The organism is Solirubrobacter ginsenosidimutans, assembly GCF_027587205.1.
Window position 1 is genome coordinate 34,213 of sequence record NZ_JAPDOD010000019.1, and the last position, 16,517, is coordinate 50,729.

Genomic DNA, 16,517 nt, shown 5'->3' on the forward strand with positions numbered 1-16,517 from the left:
GCCTACCCCAGCATGGCCTCGACGACGATCACGGCCGCGACCACCAGGACGATCGCGAGCTGCCACCAGAACAACCGGCGCTCGAAGCGCTCGTCGGCCTCGAGATCACGCTCGAAGCCATCGCTCATGCGAGGTTCCCGACGCTGCCGCTCTTCTCGGTCTTCTCCCACACGAGATCCGCCCGCCGCAGCTCGGCGAAGTACGCGGCCGCGGTGATCGCGCACAGGAGCGGGCCGTAGCCGACGACGTACAGCAGCGGCCGGGCGAGCCACCCGCCGTGCGCGGCGGACTCGAGGCGGCGCACCAGGTAGGCGGCGAGCATCGAGGCCGAGAGCCAGATGTAGGCGAGCAGCAACCCCACTTCAGGGAGAGCGTCGGCCAGCGGCGTCACCACCGCGATGGTGATGATCGCGAGGCTGACCAGGCCGGGAAACGTCACGGCCTCCCGCCAGCTCGCGCGGGCCGCCTTTCCGTCCTGGGCGAAGCTCGACAGCGTCACGAACAGGTACGTCATGAGGATCAGCGCCCAGAAGGAACGGAAGACGTCGAACGCCAGATCGCGGTGCAGCGCGTAGAGCGTGACGAGCGAAACCGACGAGAGCAGCATCAGCGCCGGCATCAGGAAGATCGGGAACCAGATCAGCGCGAAGCTCACCCCGCCCAATCGCCCCTTGGAGCGCCGCAGCCAGACGTGCCGGTAGCGCCACGTGACCTGCACGTTGCCGCGTCCCCAGCGCACCCGCTGCTTCCACAGCCCGGCGATGTCGTGCGGCTCCTCCGCCCACACGATCGCGTGCGGATCGAACACGACCCGCTGCCCGGCGAGCTGCACATTGAACGTCGTGAACGTGTCCTCGGCGAGCGACGAGGTGTCGATCTCCCCGCCGATCGCCTCCAGGCTCTCGCGCCGCAGCAGCTGCGCGCCACCCGCCAGGCACGCCTGCGCCCCGAGCACGTTCTGGGCGCGGCGCGCTCCGGCCTGCGCGGCGACGTACTCGTAGGAGATGAAGCGATTCATGTAGTTGGCCGGCCGGCTGCCTTCCTTGATGTAGCCGGTGACCGCGCCGACGCTCGGGTCGCCGAAATGGCGCACCATCCGGCGCAGCGAGCGGGCGGTGAAGATCACGTCCGCGTCGATGATCAGCGCCGCCTCGTACCAGCCATCGGCGCGGATCACGCGCAGCCCGTGATTGAGCGTGTGCGCCTTGCCCTCGCCGCCGACGTCGCGCCGCAGATGGAACACGCGGCCCGGGTACTCCGCCGCCTTGCCGAGCACGACGTCCGGGGTCGCATCGGTGCTGGCGTCATCGACGACGTACACGCGCAGCCGCTCGGGCGGGTAATCGAGGGAGAGCAGCGTGTCGAGCGTGCGGCCGATCACCGCCGCCTCGTTCCAGGCCGGCACGACTACCGCGACGTTCGGCTCGCGCTCGAGCGTGCCCTCCGCGCGGCGCCGGAAGCGGTGCAGGCCGGACAGGATGAACTGGTAACAGCCCGAGAGGAGCGGCAGCGCCCCGGCGAGCACGAAACCGGTCAGGAGCCATTCGAGCGCGTCCATGGTCAGCCCGTCCCGAGCTCTTGCTTGACGGCGAGGCAGTAGTCGTAGCGGCCGATCGTGTCGCTCTTGTGGCTGTCGGTGGAGAGCAGGATCGTGACGCCGGCGCGGACGAACGGGCGCAGCGTCGCGGCCGACGGGCAGCGCCAGCGCTCGGAGACCTCGATCTCCTGGCCGGTACGCGCGGTCTCGGCCGCGAGCCGCTCGAGGCCGTCGAGCGGGACGTCGGCCTCGCTCAGCCCGATCTTCGGCAGGATGCTGAGGAAGTGCGCGATCACGACGCGCTGCGGCCGGTCGAGGGCGCGCGCGGTCGAGGTCAGGATCGCGTCGATCACGGCCGCGGCGTCCAGGTCGCCGGCCGCGATCCGCTCACGCACCTCGCGCGGATGCGTCGGGCCTTCGGCGAGCGGCACCTGGTGGTCGGCGGCGTAGATCGCGTCGATCCCCTCGATCTGATCGGGGAGGTCGAGCGCGCCGGTGGTGTCGAGCAGCTTGGCCTCGATGCCACAGCGCAGCTCGACAGCGGTCTCGCCACGCAGTCGCTGTACCGCCTCGACGTAGGCGGGTACCCAGTCGGTGTCCACCCGCACGTGGTCGACGCAGCCGAGCGCGTCGAGGCCGAGCGCTTCGGCGGCGGCGATGTTGGCTTCGATCGGATCGCGGCCGTCGGAGAACGTCGAGTGCACGTGCAGGTCGGCGAGCGGGTTCACGAGGCGATCTCCGCGGCGTGCCGCTGGAGGTCCGTGATGTCGTCGAACGCGAAGAAGCGCTCCTGGAAGTAGCGCACCATGGCGATCTCCGCGAACGGCAGCGGGCCGTCCGGGATCGGCTCCCCGAGCGCTTCCATGACCGCAAGGCGCGGCATGTCGACGCCGGCGGCGACGGTCAGCGGCATCGTGCCGGGGAAGCGCGCGTTGACCTCCAGTAGCGCCGGCTCGCCGGCGGCGTCGATCTTGACCTGCACGTTGGCGACGGTCGTCAGCTCGATCGCCCGCGCGACCGCGCGGGCGAAGGCGTCCAGCGCATCGTCTTTCAGCGTGCGGCCGGTGACCGCGATCCCGGAGTCGACCTTCAGCCGCTCTCTCGGCACGACTGCGGCGACGTGCCCGTCGGCGCGGGCGAGGACGTCGAGCGAGTACTCCGGCCCGGGCAGGTGCTCCTGGACGAGCAGCGTGCCGTCGCGCTCGAGCACCTCCAGCTCGGCGCGTTTCTCGAGCAGCCGGATGCCGCGCGAGCCGCTGCCCGAGCGGGGCTTGACGATCGCCGGCAGGGGGATCGCCCGCGGGTCGAACGCGGCGTCGACGACCACCGTCGCCGGCCCGCGCACGCGGCCGTGGCAGCGCTCCGCCAGCGCCCACTTGTCGAGGCACACCTCGAGCGTGGCTTCGGAGGCGAGCACGAGCGTCACGCCTGCGGCCGCGAACTCGTCACGCCGGCGGGCGAGCGGCAGCAGCTCGCTGTCGACCGTGGGGACGAGCACGTCGATCGCCTCGCGCTCGCAGCGCGCGAGCACGTCGTCGGTGAAGCGCGGGTCGTCGCCGCGGGGGAGGATCGAGCGCCGGGTCGCGTCGAGCAGGTACAGGCCCGCCGCGTAGGGGTCGATGTCACCGCCGAGCAGCGTCAGCGGCGCGTCCTCGAGCGCGCGGAGGATCGAGATCCCCGACGGGCCGCCGACGCCGGTGACCAGGACACGAGGAGGATCAGCCGGCATCGAGCACCTGTTCCGGGAGTTGGACCGCTCCGTAGCGGTTGGGGGAGACCTGCACCGCGTCGCTGTCGCGCACGACCTCGAGCGGCTCCACGTAGCGCACCTGCGAGAACCGTGACCAGTACCGCGCGGTCGCGCGCAGCAGCTCCTCGTCGAGGTAGCCGCGGATCTTGACCTGCGAGGCGTAGGCCCGGATCACCTCGAGCTTGGCCTCCATGAACTCGTCGATGGCCACGAACCGCGTCGGCTTGAACTCGACCGTGGTCGACGGCGCCTGGTAACAGAACACGCGGGAGATCGTGCGCGCGGCGACCAGCGTGGCGCTGTGGGCGTTGCGGTGGTCCTGGTGGACGTCGCGCGAGGTGTGCGTGTAGACGGTCGTCGGGCGCACCTCGTCGATGACGTCGACGATCGTGCCGATCGTCGCGCCGCCCTCGCTCACGCTGGTGTCGGCGAGGTCCGCGTGGATCAGCCGGGCGGACATCAGCTCCGCGGCGCGCTGCGATTCGGCGGCGCGCTCGGTCGCCACGCCGCCCGCCTCGCCCCCGGTCAGGGTCAGCACGGTCACGCGATGGCCCTGGGCCGCGTGGCGCAGGAGGATGCCGCCGACGCCGATCTCGACGTCGTCCGGGTGCGCGCCCACCGCGAGCACGATCTCGCTCCCCGCCGCCCGCTTGGCGCGTGTGCGCTCGATCAGGGCCTGCGCCTTCTCGAGCAGGCCGGGCGGGTCGAACGGCTTGGTGAGGTAGTCGTCGGCGCCCGCGCGCATCGCCGCGACGGCGTGCTCGAACGAGCTGTGGCCGGAGAGGATCAGGATCGCCAGCTGCGGCCGCTGGCGCTTGACCAGCCGGACGAGCTCCAGGCCGTCGACCCCCGGCAGGTCGATGTCCGAGACCAGCAGATCCCAGTCGCGCCGGGCGAGCACCTCGGACGCTTGCTCGGCGCTCGTCGCCCAGTGCACTTCCCCGAGCGTTCCCAGCAGCTCGACGAGCAATGTCGCTCCGACCTCGTCGTCCTCGACGACGAGGATCCGCGTAGCTCCGACGTCGGTCACCTCATCCCTGCCCTCCACCAGCCAGCGGGGTAATCATGTCAGGGATGCGGGCCGGAACCGAACTTGCGTCCAGTTCGAGCGGCCAACATTGCGATCGTGGCGCGCAGGCGACGATCAAGGACGTATGCGGGCAGCATCGGTCGCGGCGTGCAGCATCATCGCCGTCGTGGCCGCGACGGCGACGTCGGCCCGTGCCCGCGGCCAGGATGCGCCGGTGAAGGACGCCGCGCCGCTCGTCGTCTCCTACGTCCCGCCCGCCGGCGACCCGTTGGGCGACCGGATCCGCGGGCGGGCGTGGACGTACGACTCGGCCGTGACCGCGGCCGGGCGGGCCGCGCGCGGTGACCTCGACGGGGCGGGTGCGCTGCTGGACGCCTTTCAGGACCTCCAGCGCCCGGACGGTGCGCTCGAGTCCTCCTACGACATCGCCAGTGGGGCGGGTGCCGGGCCGTTGCGCGCGGGCAACCAGGCGTGGGCCGGGCTGGCCGCGCTCGAGTGGCGCACGCGCACCTGCTCCGGCCGCCACGACCGTCTGATCGCCCGGCTCGCGGACTGGCTGTTGGGGCAGCGCATGGGTGATCGCGACGCCGGCGGCTTCGGCCTCGTCGTGGGCGGCCCGGACGTGACCTGGGTCTCGACCGAGCACAACCTGGAGGCCCGTGCGTTCTTCGCCGGGTTGGCTGCGACGCTGGACGGCCGCGCGGCCGACCCGGCGACCGGCCGGGCTTGCCAGCCGGGCCTGGACGGGCTTTCGGCGAGCGCGGCGCGGGCGCTGTCAGCGCGTTCCGCGGAGGCGGCCGCGCGCATCGATCGCGCCATCGACGCCGAGCTCTTCATCCGCGACAGCGCTGCCCGGGCGCACTGGCGCCAGGGCCTCGACGACGACGCTCGCCCGCTGGACGCGCAGGCGCTGGGCATCCTCTGGCTGCTCGGGCGGGGCCGGCGCGCCGACGCGGTCGCGGTCGAGCGCTACGTCGACGCGTCCATGGCCGTCAAGGGCCGCAGCGTCGACCGTCCCGGCGCCGACGGCCAGACCTTCGACGGCTACCGCCCGTTCGCTGACGCCTGGGGCCCGGACGTGCTGTGGATGGAGGGCACGCTGATGATGCGGCTCGCCAAGGCGCGGCTCGGCCGCGACGTCTCCGCGCTCGACGGCCACGTTGCTCGCTGGGCGGCGTTGACGGCCCCTGGCTTGCCGCTCCAGGTCGATCGAGCGGCGGGCGAGGACTACCACGTGTGGCCGGCCGCAGCCCCCGCGGCGTGGCTCGCTCTGAGCCACAGCCGTTTCGCGCTGCTGATGTAGCGGCGCTGCGAAACATCAGGGTGCGACCCTGAGTCACGTCTACGACAGCTTGTAGTAGATGTTGGCGCCATGAACCAACTCAAGTTCAAGACCGCTGTCGCGAGCATGCTGGGCGCCGGTGCGTTGCTGGCGGCCGCCGGTTCGGCTCAGGCCGCCACGGAGTACAACCTCGAGGTCGTCACCCCGCCGCAGATCAGCGGCACGCAGAACGCGCCGCTGACCGCGGTCAACCCGTTCGGCGCGGTCGTCGGCTCGGCGCATTTCCCGGGCGTCCCGGAGAGCCAGCCGACGATCCGCAAGGACTACCTGCGCCTCTCGATCGGCGGCGACGCCAGCGGCAAGAAGCACAAGGGCGAGGCGCTCGGCATCAACGACCTCGCCAACGTCGTCGGGTACATGCAGTCGACCGTCGGCGGCTTCGGCCTCAAGCGCCCATACCTGTGGGAGTCCACCAGCGGGAAGGAGCTGCCGATCTTCCCGGGCCAGAACGTGGTGCCGCACGCGATCGACAACGCCGGCAACATCGTCGGCACCGCCTTCCCGTCGGGCGACCAGCAGGGCCCGAGCACCGCGTTCCTGTACAGCCCGAGCGGAAACCTCGTCGGCCTGCCGGCCGTGACGGGCGGCAAGATCGCCTCGGCGAACGACATCAACGAGAACGGGCTGGTCGTCGGTCAGTCCGACGGGTTCGCCACGAGCTGGCCCCGCGGCGTGCCGACCAAGCTGGGCTCCCTGACGGGCTCGACCTCGAATGAGGCGCTGAAGTCCAACTTCGGCGGGACCGCCGTCGGCGACGCGACGCTGGCCGGCGGCGAGCATCGCGCGGTCGTCTTCTCCGGCGGCACGGCGACGGACCTGCAGTTCCCGACCGCCGGCGCCGGCACGGACGTGCGCGCCAACGCCATCAACGACGGCGGGACGATCGTGGGCACGGGCGACGTGAAGGGCGGCTCGACGGCGGTCCGGTACGCGGGCGGCCAAGTCGTCGACCTCAACACGCTGATCCCGGCCGGCAGCGGCCTGACGCTTCGCACGGCGACCGACGTCAACAACGACGGCCAGATCGTCGGCAGCGCGACGCCGGCCTCCGACCCGAACGCGGTCGTGGGCTACGTCCTGACGCCCGTCAGCTAGCGCTCCTTAAACGGGGTCTGACCCCCTTTATCTAAATGGGGTCAGACCCTCTTTAGGTTTGGCTAGGCGGCCGCGAGGATCGCCGAGGCGGTGCCCTGGAGGTCGTAGAGGCCGTCGACGGAGGTGACCGCCTTGCCGACCTTGGCCGCGATGGCCATGGCGTCGGTCGCGCCGACGCGGCCGTCCTGCATGCCGCCGCCCGAGGTGCTGGACACGAGGATCCAGCGGATCTGGCCGGAGGCGACCGCGTTGGCCAGCCACTGTGTGGTGACGACGGTCTCGGAGCCGGAGAAGCCGCCGATCGCGGCAACGTCGGCGCCGGACTGGATGATCGACTGGCTCGCGCCGGACTGGCTCGAGATGACGAGCGTGCCGCCGCCGTTGGCTTTGATGTAGGTGAGGGCGGAGGTCAGCTCGGCGGTGTTGCCGCCGAACATGCCGCCTCCACCCGCGCCCGGGCCGCTCGATGCGGTGGAGCTACCCGTCGTCGCGCCGCCGCCCGGCGTCGTCGTGCCGTTCATGCTCGGCGGGCCGCCGGTTCCGCCGTTCGGGGGCGTGGCGCCGCGCACCCCGCCGCCACCGCCGGGGCCGCCGCCGCCCATCGTCTGCGCAGAGGCCGGGCCGCCGGCCGGGAACGTCGAGCTCGTCGCGTGGCCGAGCGTCTGCACCGCCCACGACGCGGGCGCCAGCAGGAGCACGCCGACGGCCGCCGTCGCGAGGACCTTCCGCACCAGCAGGCTCGAGGCGAGCGCCAGGCCGAGCGCACCCGCGACGGTCGCGCCCACGATCAGCCAACGCGCCCAGGCCAGGTCGGTCGCGCTAGTCCCGATCACCATCGCTTCGGTGATCGCGCCGCCGAGCAGCATCGCCGGCCCGAGCACCCGCTCCTTCGCCAGCAGCGAGTACCCGCCGCCCACGAGCAGCGCGGTGAACGGCGCCAGCGCGGCGACGTAGTACGGGTGGAAGATGCCCGACGCGCGGCTGAAGGTGATCGCGGTCACCGCGAACGCCGCACCGACCGCGATCAGCCAGCCGGTCCGGGCGTCATCCCGGCGCAGCCGCGTAGAGATCGCCAAAGCGACCGCCGCCACCACGGCGAAGCCGAGGAACCAGCCCGCCTGCCCGCCGAGCGCCGCGTTCAACAGGCGCAGCGGGCCGGTCGAACCGCCGAACACGCCGCCGCCGCCCCCGCCGCCCATCGCGCCGCCCGGCCCACCGGACTGCCCGAAGAGCCGCCCGAGGCCGTTGTAGCCGAGGATCAGCGACCAGATCGAGTTGTCGTCGGTGCCCGAGACGTACGGGCGAGACGTTGCCGGCGTGAGCCACATCAGCAGCGGCCACACGAGGCCGACGACGGTCATCGCCGCCCCGCCGGCGGCCAGCGACCGCAGCGCGGCGGCACGGCCACGCGGAGCGATCCACAGCCATGCGGCGACCATGCCCGGCACGACCAGCAGCGCGGCCGCCATCTTGGTCTCGAAGCCGAGCCCGACGAGCGCGCCCGCCACCATCAGCCACTTGGTCGAACCGTCGCGGCGCAGGCCGCGGTCCAGCGCCCAGATCGCCGCCGTGATGCAGAGCACCAGCAGCGCGTCCGGGTTGTTGTGGCGTGAGATCGCCACCGTGATCGGGGTCAACGCGAGCGTCAACCCCGCCACGGTTCCCGCCGCGCGCCCGAACCGCGATCGCGCCAGGTCGTAGACGAGCCCGACGGTCGCGACGCCCATCAGCGCCTGCGGTACGAGGATCGACCACGAGTTGAAGCCGAAGGCTCGAGCGGACAACGCCTGCACCCACAACGCGAGCGGTGGCTTGTCCACCGTCTGCAGCCCCGCCGCGTCATACGAGCCGTAGAGGAACGCATGCCATGACGTGCTCATCGAGCGCACGGCGGCCGCGTAGTAGTCGTTGGCCCAGCCGTTGAGGTCGAGCGCCCACAGGTTCAGCACGCCCGCGAGCGCCAGCAGGGCCAGCAGCTCGGGGCGGGCGACGAGGGCGGCCACCGAAGGGCGGGCGAGCGCCGCGCGGCGGCGGCGACGAGGTTGGTCAAAGGCCAGGGTCGACATGCGAACACCATCGACCCCGGCCGCGTGAGCGACCTGTGCGTTGCCTTGGGACTTACTGAGAGCCGAGATCCAGCAGCTTGAGGTTCTCGGGCGTCGCGGGCAGCGTCTTGAAGTCGAGGATCGTCTCCGTGTAGGTGTCGTCGAACGGCTTGCCCTCGACGTCCTTGCCCCAGCCGTGGTCGGTGAACTTCAGCGGCGCATAGGTGTCCTTGTCGACCCACATGGTCATCTCGATCGCCGGCCAATGCGGTGGGCCGGACTGCTCGCGCCAGCGCAGGACGTACGCGTTGCCGTCCTCTGACATGTCGATCCCCTTGGCCGACTTCGCCGCCTCCAGCAGCGCGCCGGCGCGGAAGATCTCGTTGGGGATCATGCTCACGTCCGGGAAGCGCTCGACCTTGCCGTCGCGCACCCGAGTCGTGCCTTCGCCCTCGGTGTAGACCTCTTCGTTGTGCTCGTCGAGCCAGCGCATCCGCTTGCCGCCGTACACCCACACCTGGCGGACGCCGTAGTCCGCACCGGTCCGCTCGGCGTGGGACTTCGCGTAGAGGATCGAGTCGGCGGGCACCGCCATCGTCGCGATCGCGCGCTGGACGACCTCGCTCGCGGCGGGCGCGCCGGACGGGACGACGACGAGCGCCGCGATCACCGCGCCCGCGGCCGGTAGGGCGAGCCACTTCCGGCGCCGCCGCGGATTGCGCGGATCGAGCACCAGCGCGTCGAAGTCGGCGAGCCCGGTGAACTCGTCGGGCGTGACGGGGTCCGCGGCGCGGACACGTTCGAGCAGGGCGTCCATGTCAGATCTTCTCCTGGATCACGAAAGTCGAGACGGGCGGGTTCTCCAGCAGCCGCCCCAGACGGGCGCGCGCTCGCGAGAGCCGCACGTGGAAGGTCGCGGCGCTGCAGCCCGCCGCGCGCGCGGCGTCACCCACCGAAAGGCCTTCCCAGGCGACGAGGCAGATCGCCTCGCGATCGCGTTCGCTCAACGCGGCGAAGGCGCGCGCGAGCCCGCGATCGCCGCCGAAGCGCTCGGCGGGATCGCCGGTGGACGGATCGAGCGCGAACTCCCCTCGCCGGGCCAGCTTGCGCCGGTGGTTGGAGAGCACGTTGCCCGCCACGGCGTAGAGCCACGGCAACGGATGCTCGATCCGCCGTGGCAGCTTGCGCCACGCGACGGCGAACGTCTCGGCGGCGAGATCCTCGACGTCGTCACGCGCTGCGCGGCGCGCGAAGTACGCGCAGACCGCGGCGTGATGCTCCTCGTAGATCGCGCGGAACTGTTGCTTGTCTCTCACACCCGGTCTCTGTCGCGTATTACGCAGGACTTACAGCGAGGGAAAACCAGTTGATCGGCGGTGTACGCGGGTGTAGAAGGGGCCATGCGCGACGATCGGGTGTTCCGGAGCACGCGAATCCTCGGGATGGTGATCGTTCCCTTCCTGCTCGTCGCGTTCGTCCTGTTGTACTTCTTCCCGGACGACACCGGGGATTACTTCGCGTGGAACGTCAAGCCCACGATCACGCCGCTGGTGATGGGCGCGGGGTACATCGCCGGGGCGTACTTCTTCGTCCGCGTCGCCCGCGAGCGGCTGTGGCATCGCATCCAGGTCGGCTTCCTGCCGGTGACCGCGTTCACGGTGTTCATGGCGATCGCGACGTTTCTACACCTCGACCGCTTCGAGACGCAGCACGTCGCCTTCTGGATCTGGGTCGGCCTCTACGTGACCACGCCGATCCTCGTGCCGCTCGTCTGGTGGCGCAACCGCGCGACCGATCCCCGCACGCCCGAGCCCGACGAGCCGCCGCTACCGCCGCACGTGCGCACGGCGCTGCTCGTGGTCGGCGGCGTGCAGTCGCTGGTCGCGCTCGTGCTGCTGTTGTCGCCGTCGTCGATGATCGAGCACTGGCCGTGGCTGCTGACGCCGCTGACCGCACAGACGCTCGGCGGGTGGTTCGCCCTGCCCGGCGTCACGGCGCTGATGATGGGTCTGGACGGCCGCTGGAGCGCGATCAAGATCACGCTCGAGAGCCAGCTCATCGGCCTCGCGCTGATCCTGCTCGGCACCGCCCGCACCTGGAGCGACATCGACACCGGCAACGCGCTCGCGTACGTCTTCGTCGGCGGCCTGGCGGTGCTCTTCGCCGCGCTTGCGGCGCTGGAATGGCGGATGCAGGTAGCCTGGCGCAATGGCCGAGATCAGCGTCAAGGTGGACGATTCCGGCGGGGCGTACATCTCGCTCGCCGCGGGTGAGGTCCGCGACTCCGTACAGCTCGACGAGCTCGAGGACGCCGGCCGCATCGCGGCCCTGGAGTCGCTCGTCCTGCACTTCGACTTCTACGGCCGCCTGATCGCCGTCGAGGTCACCAGCAGCGCGTCCTCCGCGCTGCCGCCGGGCCTGCTGGACCAGGCGGAGTGAGCCTCCAGAGCCACGTGGATCGCTACGCGATCCTCGCCTTCGAGAAGCAGCTGCACGCCTACGAGGTCGTCGGCGACCGTGGCTGGGAGGTCGACCTCGAGGCGGGGAAGATCGTCTTCGACGGCGACCTCGAGATGGGCGTCGTGCTGCTCGGCACCGAGGACGACCACAGCTGGATCTGGGGCTGGGCCGACCCCGACGAGGACTTCCCCGACACCGTCGTCGCGCCCGGTCGCGCGCTCGGCGACTACGGCCGCGAGCACGACCTGCCGCCGCTGTACGAGCCCGAGACCGACGCCCACGGCGAGCCGCTGCTGGACCGCATCGGCGTGATCGCCTCGGGCGTGCTCGCACTCCAGGCGACGTACCACGCACCGCTGGACGGGGGAGGGCGAGTGCTCTTCGCGCTCGAGCACCCGTCGCTTGCGCTACCGCCCACCGACACCGACCGGTTGTTCAAGATCGTCCGCGAGTCAGGCTTCGTCCAAGACTGGGACGCCGCCCTCGCGGCGTACCGCGCCAACCGCTAATCCACCTTTCACCGGCTCGTCACGTCAGCACGCGCAGGGCGCGAAAGCCTTCCGCGCGTGCACTCGAACCTGACCCGACTCGCGGCCGCCGCGGCCGCACTGGTCTCCGCCGCCGTGGTCGCCGCGCCGGCCGCGGCCGACCAACCCGAGCTCCTGACGCCGTGCTCGCCGAACGCGAGCCTGCGCAGCTTCACCGACCAGCTGAACAAGACGACCTTCGGCGGCCAGTCCGTCGGCGGGCTGTCCGCGCTCGCGCGCACCGACGGCAACCAGGCGCTCGCGCTCGTCGACAACCAGGGCGCTACGCCCGCCCGCTTCTTCACGCTCAAGCTCAAGACGAGCAACCGGGGCCAGCTCAGCGCCGAAGCCACCAAGGTCACGACGCTCAAGCGCCCGGACGGCACCACCTTCACCGGCCAGAACCTCGACGGTGAGGGCCTCGTCGTCGAGCCCGACGGCACGATCCTCGCCTCCTCCGAGACCGAGCCCGTGATCCGCCGCTTCGACAAGAACGGCAACCAGCTCGCGCAGCTCTCGACCCCGCCGCGCTTCGGCGTCGCGCCCAACGGCCAGGCGAGCACCAACCTGACCTTCGAGGGCCTGACGCGCTCCGCCGACGGCAAGACGCTGTACGCCGGCATGGAAGGCCCGCTGAGCGCCGATGGCACGAGCGCCACCGGCCGCGCCCGCCTGCGCTTCATCCAGTACGTCAAGCCCAAGGGCGGCGACTTCATCCCCGGCAAGCAGTTCGCCTACCTCGCGGACCCGGCGATGAACGTCACCGAGCTCGCCTGGGTCGACGACGACACGCTGCTCGTGCTCGAGCGCGGCTTCGACGGCACGAAGTTCAGCTCCAAGGTCTTCCAGGTCTTCACCGACGGTGCCACCGACGTCTCGGGCGTCGCCGCGCTCAACGACAGCAGCCCGTTCCTCTACAAGAAGCTCCTGCTCAACGTCGGCGACTGCCCGAACGGCGCCGCGCTGCTGGACAACATCGAGGGCATGTCGCTGGGCGACGACCTCGGCGACGGCCGCCGCCAGGTCACGCTGATGAGCGACGACAACTTCTCCGCGGCCGAGGTCACCCGCCTCTACGACTTCTCGATCAAGCTGACCAAGGAGCCGGTGCTCGAGCTGCGCGCCACCTACCCGGCAGCGCAGCTGCAGCCGGGCCCGGTCTCGGGCGCGGTCGGCGTCGACCCCAACAACGGCCAGATCCCGCCGTTCAACGGCCAGCCGATCCCCGGCTTCTCCGGCGCTCTGCTGGAAGGCCCGGACCGCTACCTCGCGATGCCCGACAACGGGTTCGGCACCAAGGGCAACTCGCGTGACTTCCTGCTGCGCGTCTACAAGATCCGCACCAGCAACGCGACCGAGAAGATCACCGTCGACGGCTTCCTGAGCCTGCGCGACCCGGACAAGAAGATCCCGTTCGACATCGTCAACCAGAGCACCGCGGACCGCCTGCTCACCGGCGGCGACTTCGACATCGAGGCGATGGCCCGCGACCGGAAGGGCGACCTGTGGTTCGGCGACGAGTTCGGCCCGTTCCTGATCCACACCGACGCCACCGGCAAGGTGCTCGACGCACCGTTCGCGCTGGCCGGCGCAAAGTCCCCGTCCAGCCCCGACCTGCAGCCGGGCGAGACGCCCACGATCCAGGGCAGCCGCGGCTGGGAGGCCGTCGGCTCGAGCAAGGACGGCCGCTTCCTGTACCCGGTCGTCGAGGGGTACCGCACCGACGACACCGTCCAGACCCGCCGCTGGATCTACGAGTTCTCCGTCGACCAGAAGCGCTACACGGGCCGCAAGTGGGCCTATCGCGCCGACGATCCGTCGTTCCAGATCGGTGACATGCAGTCGATCGGGGACGGCAACCAGTTCCTGCTGATCGAGCGCGACGACTTCGAGGGTCCGGCGGCGAAGATGAAGAAGGTCTTCCGCATCGACCTCGACGACTCAGGCGGCGAGGGCTACGTGCGCAAGACCGAGGTCCTGGACCTGCTGCGCATCCGCGACCCGTACGGGATCTCGCTGCCGATCGCCCCCGGCGACTTCGGCCTGGGCGACCCGTTCTCGTATCCGATCCAGTCGCTCGAGAGCATCGTGCCGCTGGACAAGAACCGGCTGTTCGTCGTCAACGACAACAACTACCCGGACTCCAACGGGCGCCATCCCGGCAAGCCCGACGACATCGAGGCGATCGTCGTCCGCGTGGCTGGAGGGCTCGACTCCTAAAAGTCCTCGGGCGCGAGCTCGATCGGCGTGCCGTGGGGCGTGCGCTCCGCGGCACGCGCCCACGCGTCGCGGTAACGGGCGAGGGTCGCCTCGTCCGTCGCCCCGCGCTGGACCAGCAGGCGTTCAAGCGTCGCCAGCCAGCGCTCGTAGTAGCCCTCCTCGGGCGCGGCGGCGACCGCCTGTGTCCACTCGTCCCACGTGAACAGGCCGCGCTCGTTGAGGGAGACGACGAGCGCGAACGCCTGCGCCTCCCACGGCTCGTCGAAGACGCGCTCCTGCGCGGTCAAGCGGGCTCCAGGTACGGCTCGAACGCGTCGATCGAGACCGAGTCCGGGGCGTCTGAGCCCCACAGCTCCCGCGCTGTGAAGCGCACCGTGTACAGCCACTGCGGGTCCTCGCCCGCGAAGTGCGCGTTGGAATCGGGGAAGACGTGGGTGCCGTGGAGGCGCTCGACAGTGCCGACGCGGCCGCGCGCATAGCGCGGCAGCCGGGTATGCGTGTGCGGGTGCGTGTTGCGGGTGCGCACGCGGTCGCCGACCGCGAACCGCGCCGGCCGGTCGGACGGGCGCGTGGCCGGGCCGCCGCGCGCCATGGCCGCGGGCACGTCCGCGGCGGCGAGCACCTTCGACGGGTAGCCGCGCTCAGCCAGCAGCCGCTCGAGCCCCGCCAGCCAGATCTCGAAGTAGCTCATGTCGAGGTACTCGCCCGGGGGCCGGTCCTCGCGGGCGAAGCGTCCCGCGTCGATGTTCCAGAGGCCGCCGGCGCCCGTCGCGATCACCATCGCGAACACGCGCCGCTCCCACTCGGCGTGGAACCACGGCTCGTCGACCTCGGCGACGACCGGCCCGAAGCCGTGCGCGCCACCCATGTCGTGGGCGCCGTTCATAGGAGTCCCGTGCCGATCATCCCGTCGCGCGTGACCACCGAGGCGAGCTGCTCCTCGCTCCAACCGTCGCTGCCGCGCGGGCGCATCGGCACGACGAGGTAGCGCAGCTCGGAGGTCGAGTCCCAGACGCGGATCTCGGTCTCGGCGGGCAGCGTTACACCGAAGTCCGCCAGCACCGCGCGCGGCTCGCTCACCGCCCGCGACCGGTACGGCGCGCTCTTGTACCAGACCGGCGGCAGCCCCAGCACGGGCCACGGGTAGCACGAGCAGAGCGTGCAGACGACCATGTTGTGCGTGTCGGGCGTGTTCTCGACGGCGATCATGTGCTCGCCCTGGCGGCCGACGTACCCGAGCTCGGCGATGGCGGCCGTCGCGTCCTCGAACAGGCGGGCGCGATAGGCGTCGTCGGTCCACGCCTTGGCGATGACCCGCGCGCCGTTGTGCGGGCCGACCTTGGTCTCGTAGGTCTCGATCAGCGCGTCCAACGCGGCCGGATCGACCAGCCCCTTCTCGATCAGCACGCTCTCGAGCGCCCGCACGCGCACCTGCGTATCAGACAGCTCGGAGCCATTGTCATGTGGATGATCGTGGCCCATCGACTGACCTTATCTCGGGTTGAAGCGGCATGCACCCGGGTACCGGCCCGCTCGAATGGACGACGAGCTCAGTATCCGAACCTCCCATGAGGGCACCACCGCCACCGTCGCCGCCGAAGGCGAGATCGACCTCTCGACGGTCGACGACCTGCGCGCGGCCGTCACCGCCGCCGCAGAGGAAGGGGTCGACGAACTTCTGCTCGATCTCACCGCGGTCGAGTTCATCGACAGCGCCGGCCTCGGCGGGCTCCTGGAGCTGCGCTCGACGCTGCGCCACCACTCGGTGACGCTGCAGATCAGCGCGGGCGAGGGCCCGGTCAGGCAGGCGATGGAGATCACCGGCTTGTCGGAGCTGCTCGCGCGCTAGGAGCCCAAGGGGACGCTGCCGGCAAAAACTAGTTGCATCTGAAATTGCTTGCGCTAGAGTGTCGGCAGCGTAACCGGAACCCCCTCCGGTTACAGGTCAGCAACACCCACCTGGAGGACACCCCCATGAGCACCACCACCGCCCTCGCCGGCACCTTCAACGCCGATCCGGTCCATTCTTCATTCGGCTTCGCGGTCAAGTACCAGAACGTCTCGAACTTCCGCGGCACGCTCGGCGAGGTCGCCGCGACGCTCGCCGACGGCAAGCTCGAGGGCACGGCGCAGGTCGAGTCGATCTCGATCCAGACGCCCGAGCAGTTCCGCGCGCACGTCCTGAGCGCTGATTTCTTCGACGTCGAGAACTTCAAGACGGTGACGTTCGTCTCCTCCGACCTCGACCTGGCCGACGACGGCACGGCGAAGGTCACGGGCGACCTGACGATCCGTGGCGTGACCAACACGGTCACGGCCACCGGCACCTGGACCGCGCCGTCGGCTGACGCGTTCGGCAACACCCGCGCGCACCTGCAGCTCGAGACGGTCATCGACCGCACGGCCTACGGCCTGAACTGGAACATGCCGCTTCCGGCCGGCGGCAACGCGCTCGCCGACGACGTCACGCTGACGGTCGACATCGCCCTCGTCGAGCAGGCCGCCTAGTTC

Annotated in this window: 19 protein-coding genes; 8 read left to right on the top strand and 11 right to left on the bottom strand. The window is 70.9% G+C overall.

What is annotated here, in order from left to right; genetic code table 11:
• Nucleotides 1-2: 2 nt before the first annotated feature.
• From OM076_RS19710 to OM076_RS19730, 5 genes are read right to left on the bottom strand one after another with little or no spacing between them, the layout of a single operon-like run.
• On the bottom strand, nt 3-128 hold the full coding sequence (locus OM076_RS19710) for a hypothetical protein (protein WP_270041767.1): 126 nt from the start codon (nt 126-128) through the stop codon (nt 3-5).
• Entirely contained in the window at nt 125-1,558 is a 1,434-nt protein-coding gene (locus OM076_RS19715) for a glycosyltransferase family 2 protein (protein ID WP_270041768.1), read from the bottom strand. Before OM076_RS19715 ends, OM076_RS19710 begins: the two co-directional genes overlap by 4 nt.
• A gap of 2 nt (nt 1,559-1,560) precedes the next feature.
• Nucleotides 1,561-2,265: a PHP domain-containing protein gene (locus OM076_RS19720; RefSeq protein ID WP_270041769.1), complete on the bottom strand. Its 705-nt coding sequence runs from the start codon at nt 2,263-2,265 to the stop codon at nt 1,561-1,563.
• A complete protein-coding gene (locus OM076_RS19725; protein WP_270041770.1) occupies nt 2,262-3,266 on the bottom strand; it encodes an ATP-grasp domain-containing protein in 1,005 nt (334 codons plus the stop codon). Before OM076_RS19725 ends, OM076_RS19720 begins: the two co-directional genes overlap by 4 nt.
• The gene (locus OM076_RS19730) at nt 3,256-4,335 is read right to left on the bottom strand and encodes a PIG-L family deacetylase (RefSeq protein ID WP_270041771.1); all 1,080 of its coding nucleotides are present in this window, start codon (nt 4,333-4,335) and stop codon (nt 3,256-3,258) included. Before OM076_RS19730 ends, OM076_RS19725 begins: the two co-directional genes overlap by 11 nt.
• A gap of 106 nt (nt 4,336-4,441) precedes the next feature.
• Between OM076_RS19730 and OM076_RS19735 the strand changes: the two genes are divergently transcribed.
• Entirely contained in the window at nt 4,442-5,620 is a 1,179-nt protein-coding gene (locus OM076_RS19735; protein ID WP_270041772.1) for a hypothetical protein, read from the top strand.
• 69 nt (nt 5,621-5,689) lie between these two features.
• On the top strand, nt 5,690-6,754 hold the full coding sequence (locus OM076_RS19740) for a hypothetical protein (RefSeq protein WP_270041773.1): 1,065 nt from the start codon (nt 5,690-5,692) through the stop codon (nt 6,752-6,754).
• A 62-nt stretch (nt 6,755-6,816) separates the two neighbouring features.
• Here the strand turns inward: OM076_RS19740 and OM076_RS19745 are convergent, their stop codons facing one another.
• Genes OM076_RS19745 through OM076_RS19755 form a run of 3 tightly spaced genes read right to left on the bottom strand, consistent with a single transcriptional unit; the run spans nt 6,817 to nt 10,115 of the window.
• On the bottom strand, nt 6,817-8,820 hold the full coding sequence (locus tag OM076_RS19745; protein WP_270041774.1) for an ArnT family glycosyltransferase: 2,004 nt from the start codon (nt 8,818-8,820) through the stop codon (nt 6,817-6,819).
• A gap of 52 nt (nt 8,821-8,872) precedes the next feature.
• Entirely contained in the window at nt 8,873-9,616 is a 744-nt protein-coding gene (locus tag OM076_RS19750) for a hypothetical protein (RefSeq protein ID WP_270041775.1), read from the bottom strand.
• Between the two features lies 1 nt (nt 9,617).
• Nucleotides 9,618-10,115, bottom strand: a complete 498-nt coding sequence (locus OM076_RS19755; RefSeq protein ID WP_270041776.1) for an RNA polymerase sigma factor — start codon at nt 10,113-10,115, stop codon at nt 9,618-9,620.
• Nucleotides 10,116-10,199: 84 nt separating this feature from the next.
• On the opposite strand from OM076_RS19755, the gene OM076_RS19760 reads away from it, so the two are divergent.
• The 4 genes from OM076_RS19760 to OM076_RS19775 are packed head-to-tail and all read left to right on the top strand — an operon-like array spanning nt 10,200 to nt 14,006.
• On the top strand, nt 10,200-11,072 hold the full coding sequence (locus tag OM076_RS19760) for a hypothetical protein (RefSeq protein WP_270041777.1): 873 nt from the start codon (nt 10,200-10,202) through the stop codon (nt 11,070-11,072).
• Nucleotides 11,008-11,238 (top strand): hypothetical protein, encoded by a 231-nt coding sequence (locus OM076_RS19765; RefSeq protein WP_270041778.1) that lies wholly within the window; start codon nt 11,008-11,010, stop codon nt 11,236-11,238. The genes OM076_RS19760 and OM076_RS19765 overlap by 65 nt, the downstream gene beginning before the upstream one ends.
• Before the next feature lie 14 nt (nt 11,239-11,252).
• Nucleotides 11,253-11,768: a DUF6882 domain-containing protein gene (locus OM076_RS19770; RefSeq protein ID WP_270041779.1), complete on the top strand. Its 516-nt coding sequence runs from the start codon at nt 11,253-11,255 to the stop codon at nt 11,766-11,768.
• A 57-nt stretch (nt 11,769-11,825) separates the two neighbouring features.
• On the top strand, nt 11,826-14,006 hold the full coding sequence (locus OM076_RS19775; protein ID WP_270041780.1) for an esterase-like activity of phytase family protein: 2,181 nt from the start codon (nt 11,826-11,828) through the stop codon (nt 14,004-14,006).
• Here the strand turns inward: OM076_RS19775 and OM076_RS19780 are convergent.
• The 3 genes from OM076_RS19780 to nthA are packed head-to-tail and all read right to left on the bottom strand — an operon-like array spanning nt 14,003 to nt 15,488.
• The gene (locus OM076_RS19780) at nt 14,003-14,293 is read right to left on the bottom strand and encodes a nitrile hydratase accessory protein (protein WP_270041781.1); all 291 of its coding nucleotides are present in this window, start codon (nt 14,291-14,293) and stop codon (nt 14,003-14,005) included. The two genes, OM076_RS19775 and OM076_RS19780, sit on opposite strands and share 4 nt — an antisense overlap.
• Nucleotides 14,290-14,892, bottom strand: coding sequence for a nitrile hydratase subunit beta (locus OM076_RS19785; RefSeq protein ID WP_270041782.1), 603 nt, complete (start codon nt 14,890-14,892; stop codon nt 14,290-14,292). The genes OM076_RS19780 and OM076_RS19785 overlap by 4 nt, the downstream gene beginning before the upstream one ends.
• Nucleotides 14,889-15,488 carry a nitrile hydratase subunit alpha gene (gene nthA / locus OM076_RS19790; RefSeq protein ID WP_270041783.1) on the bottom strand — a complete coding sequence of 200 codons (600 nt, stop codon included), beginning with the start codon at nt 15,486-15,488 and terminating at the stop codon, nt 14,889-14,891. The genes OM076_RS19785 and nthA overlap by 4 nt, the downstream gene beginning before the upstream one ends.
• Before the next feature lie 55 nt (nt 15,489-15,543).
• On the opposite strand from nthA, the gene OM076_RS19795 reads away from it, so the two are divergent.
• Nucleotides 15,544-15,855, top strand: coding sequence for an STAS domain-containing protein (locus OM076_RS19795; RefSeq protein ID WP_270041784.1), 312 nt, complete (start codon nt 15,544-15,546; stop codon nt 15,853-15,855).
• Nucleotides 15,856-15,980: 125 nt separating this feature from the next.
• Complete coding sequence (locus OM076_RS19800) at nt 15,981-16,514, top strand: YceI family protein (RefSeq protein ID WP_270041785.1); 534 nt, start codon at nt 15,981-15,983, stop codon at nt 16,512-16,514.
• Nucleotides 16,515-16,517: the final 3 nt, after the last annotated feature.

Coding starts and splice junctions, on each gene's coding strand:
- OM076_RS19710 (WP_270041767.1), bottom strand. CDS start 128: ATGAGCGATGGCTTCGAGCGTGATCTCGAGGCCGACGAGCGCTTCGAG.
- OM076_RS19715 (WP_270041768.1), bottom strand. CDS start 1,558: ATGGACGCGCTCGAATGGCTCCTGACCGGTTTCGTGCTCGCCGGGGCG.
- OM076_RS19725 (WP_270041770.1), bottom strand. CDS start 3,266: ATGCCGGCTGATCCTCCTCGTGTCCTGGTCACCGGCGTCGGCGGCCCG.
- OM076_RS19735 (WP_270041772.1), top strand. CDS start 4,442: ATGCGGGCAGCATCGGTCGCGGCGTGCAGCATCATCGCCGTCGTGGCC.
- OM076_RS19740 (WP_270041773.1), top strand. CDS start 5,690: ATGAACCAACTCAAGTTCAAGACCGCTGTCGCGAGCATGCTGGGCGCC.
- OM076_RS19745 (WP_270041774.1), bottom strand. CDS start 8,820: ATGTCGACCCTGGCCTTTGACCAACCTCGTCGCCGCCGCCGCGCGGCG.
- OM076_RS19750 (WP_270041775.1), bottom strand. CDS start 9,616: ATGGACGCCCTGCTCGAACGTGTCCGCGCCGCGGACCCCGTCACGCCC.
- OM076_RS19760 (WP_270041777.1), top strand. CDS start 10,200: ATGCGCGACGATCGGGTGTTCCGGAGCACGCGAATCCTCGGGATGGTG.
- OM076_RS19765 (WP_270041778.1), top strand. CDS start 11,008: ATGGCCGAGATCAGCGTCAAGGTGGACGATTCCGGCGGGGCGTACATC.
- OM076_RS19785 (WP_270041782.1), bottom strand. CDS start 14,892: ATGAACGGCGCCCACGACATGGGTGGCGCGCACGGCTTCGGGCCGGTC.
- nthA (WP_270041783.1), bottom strand. CDS start 15,488: ATGGGCCACGATCATCCACATGACAATGGCTCCGAGCTGTCTGATACG.
- OM076_RS19795 (WP_270041784.1), top strand. CDS start 15,544: ATGGACGACGAGCTCAGTATCCGAACCTCCCATGAGGGCACCACCGCC.
- OM076_RS19800 (WP_270041785.1), top strand. CDS start 15,981: ATGAGCACCACCACCGCCCTCGCCGGCACCTTCAACGCCGATCCGGTC.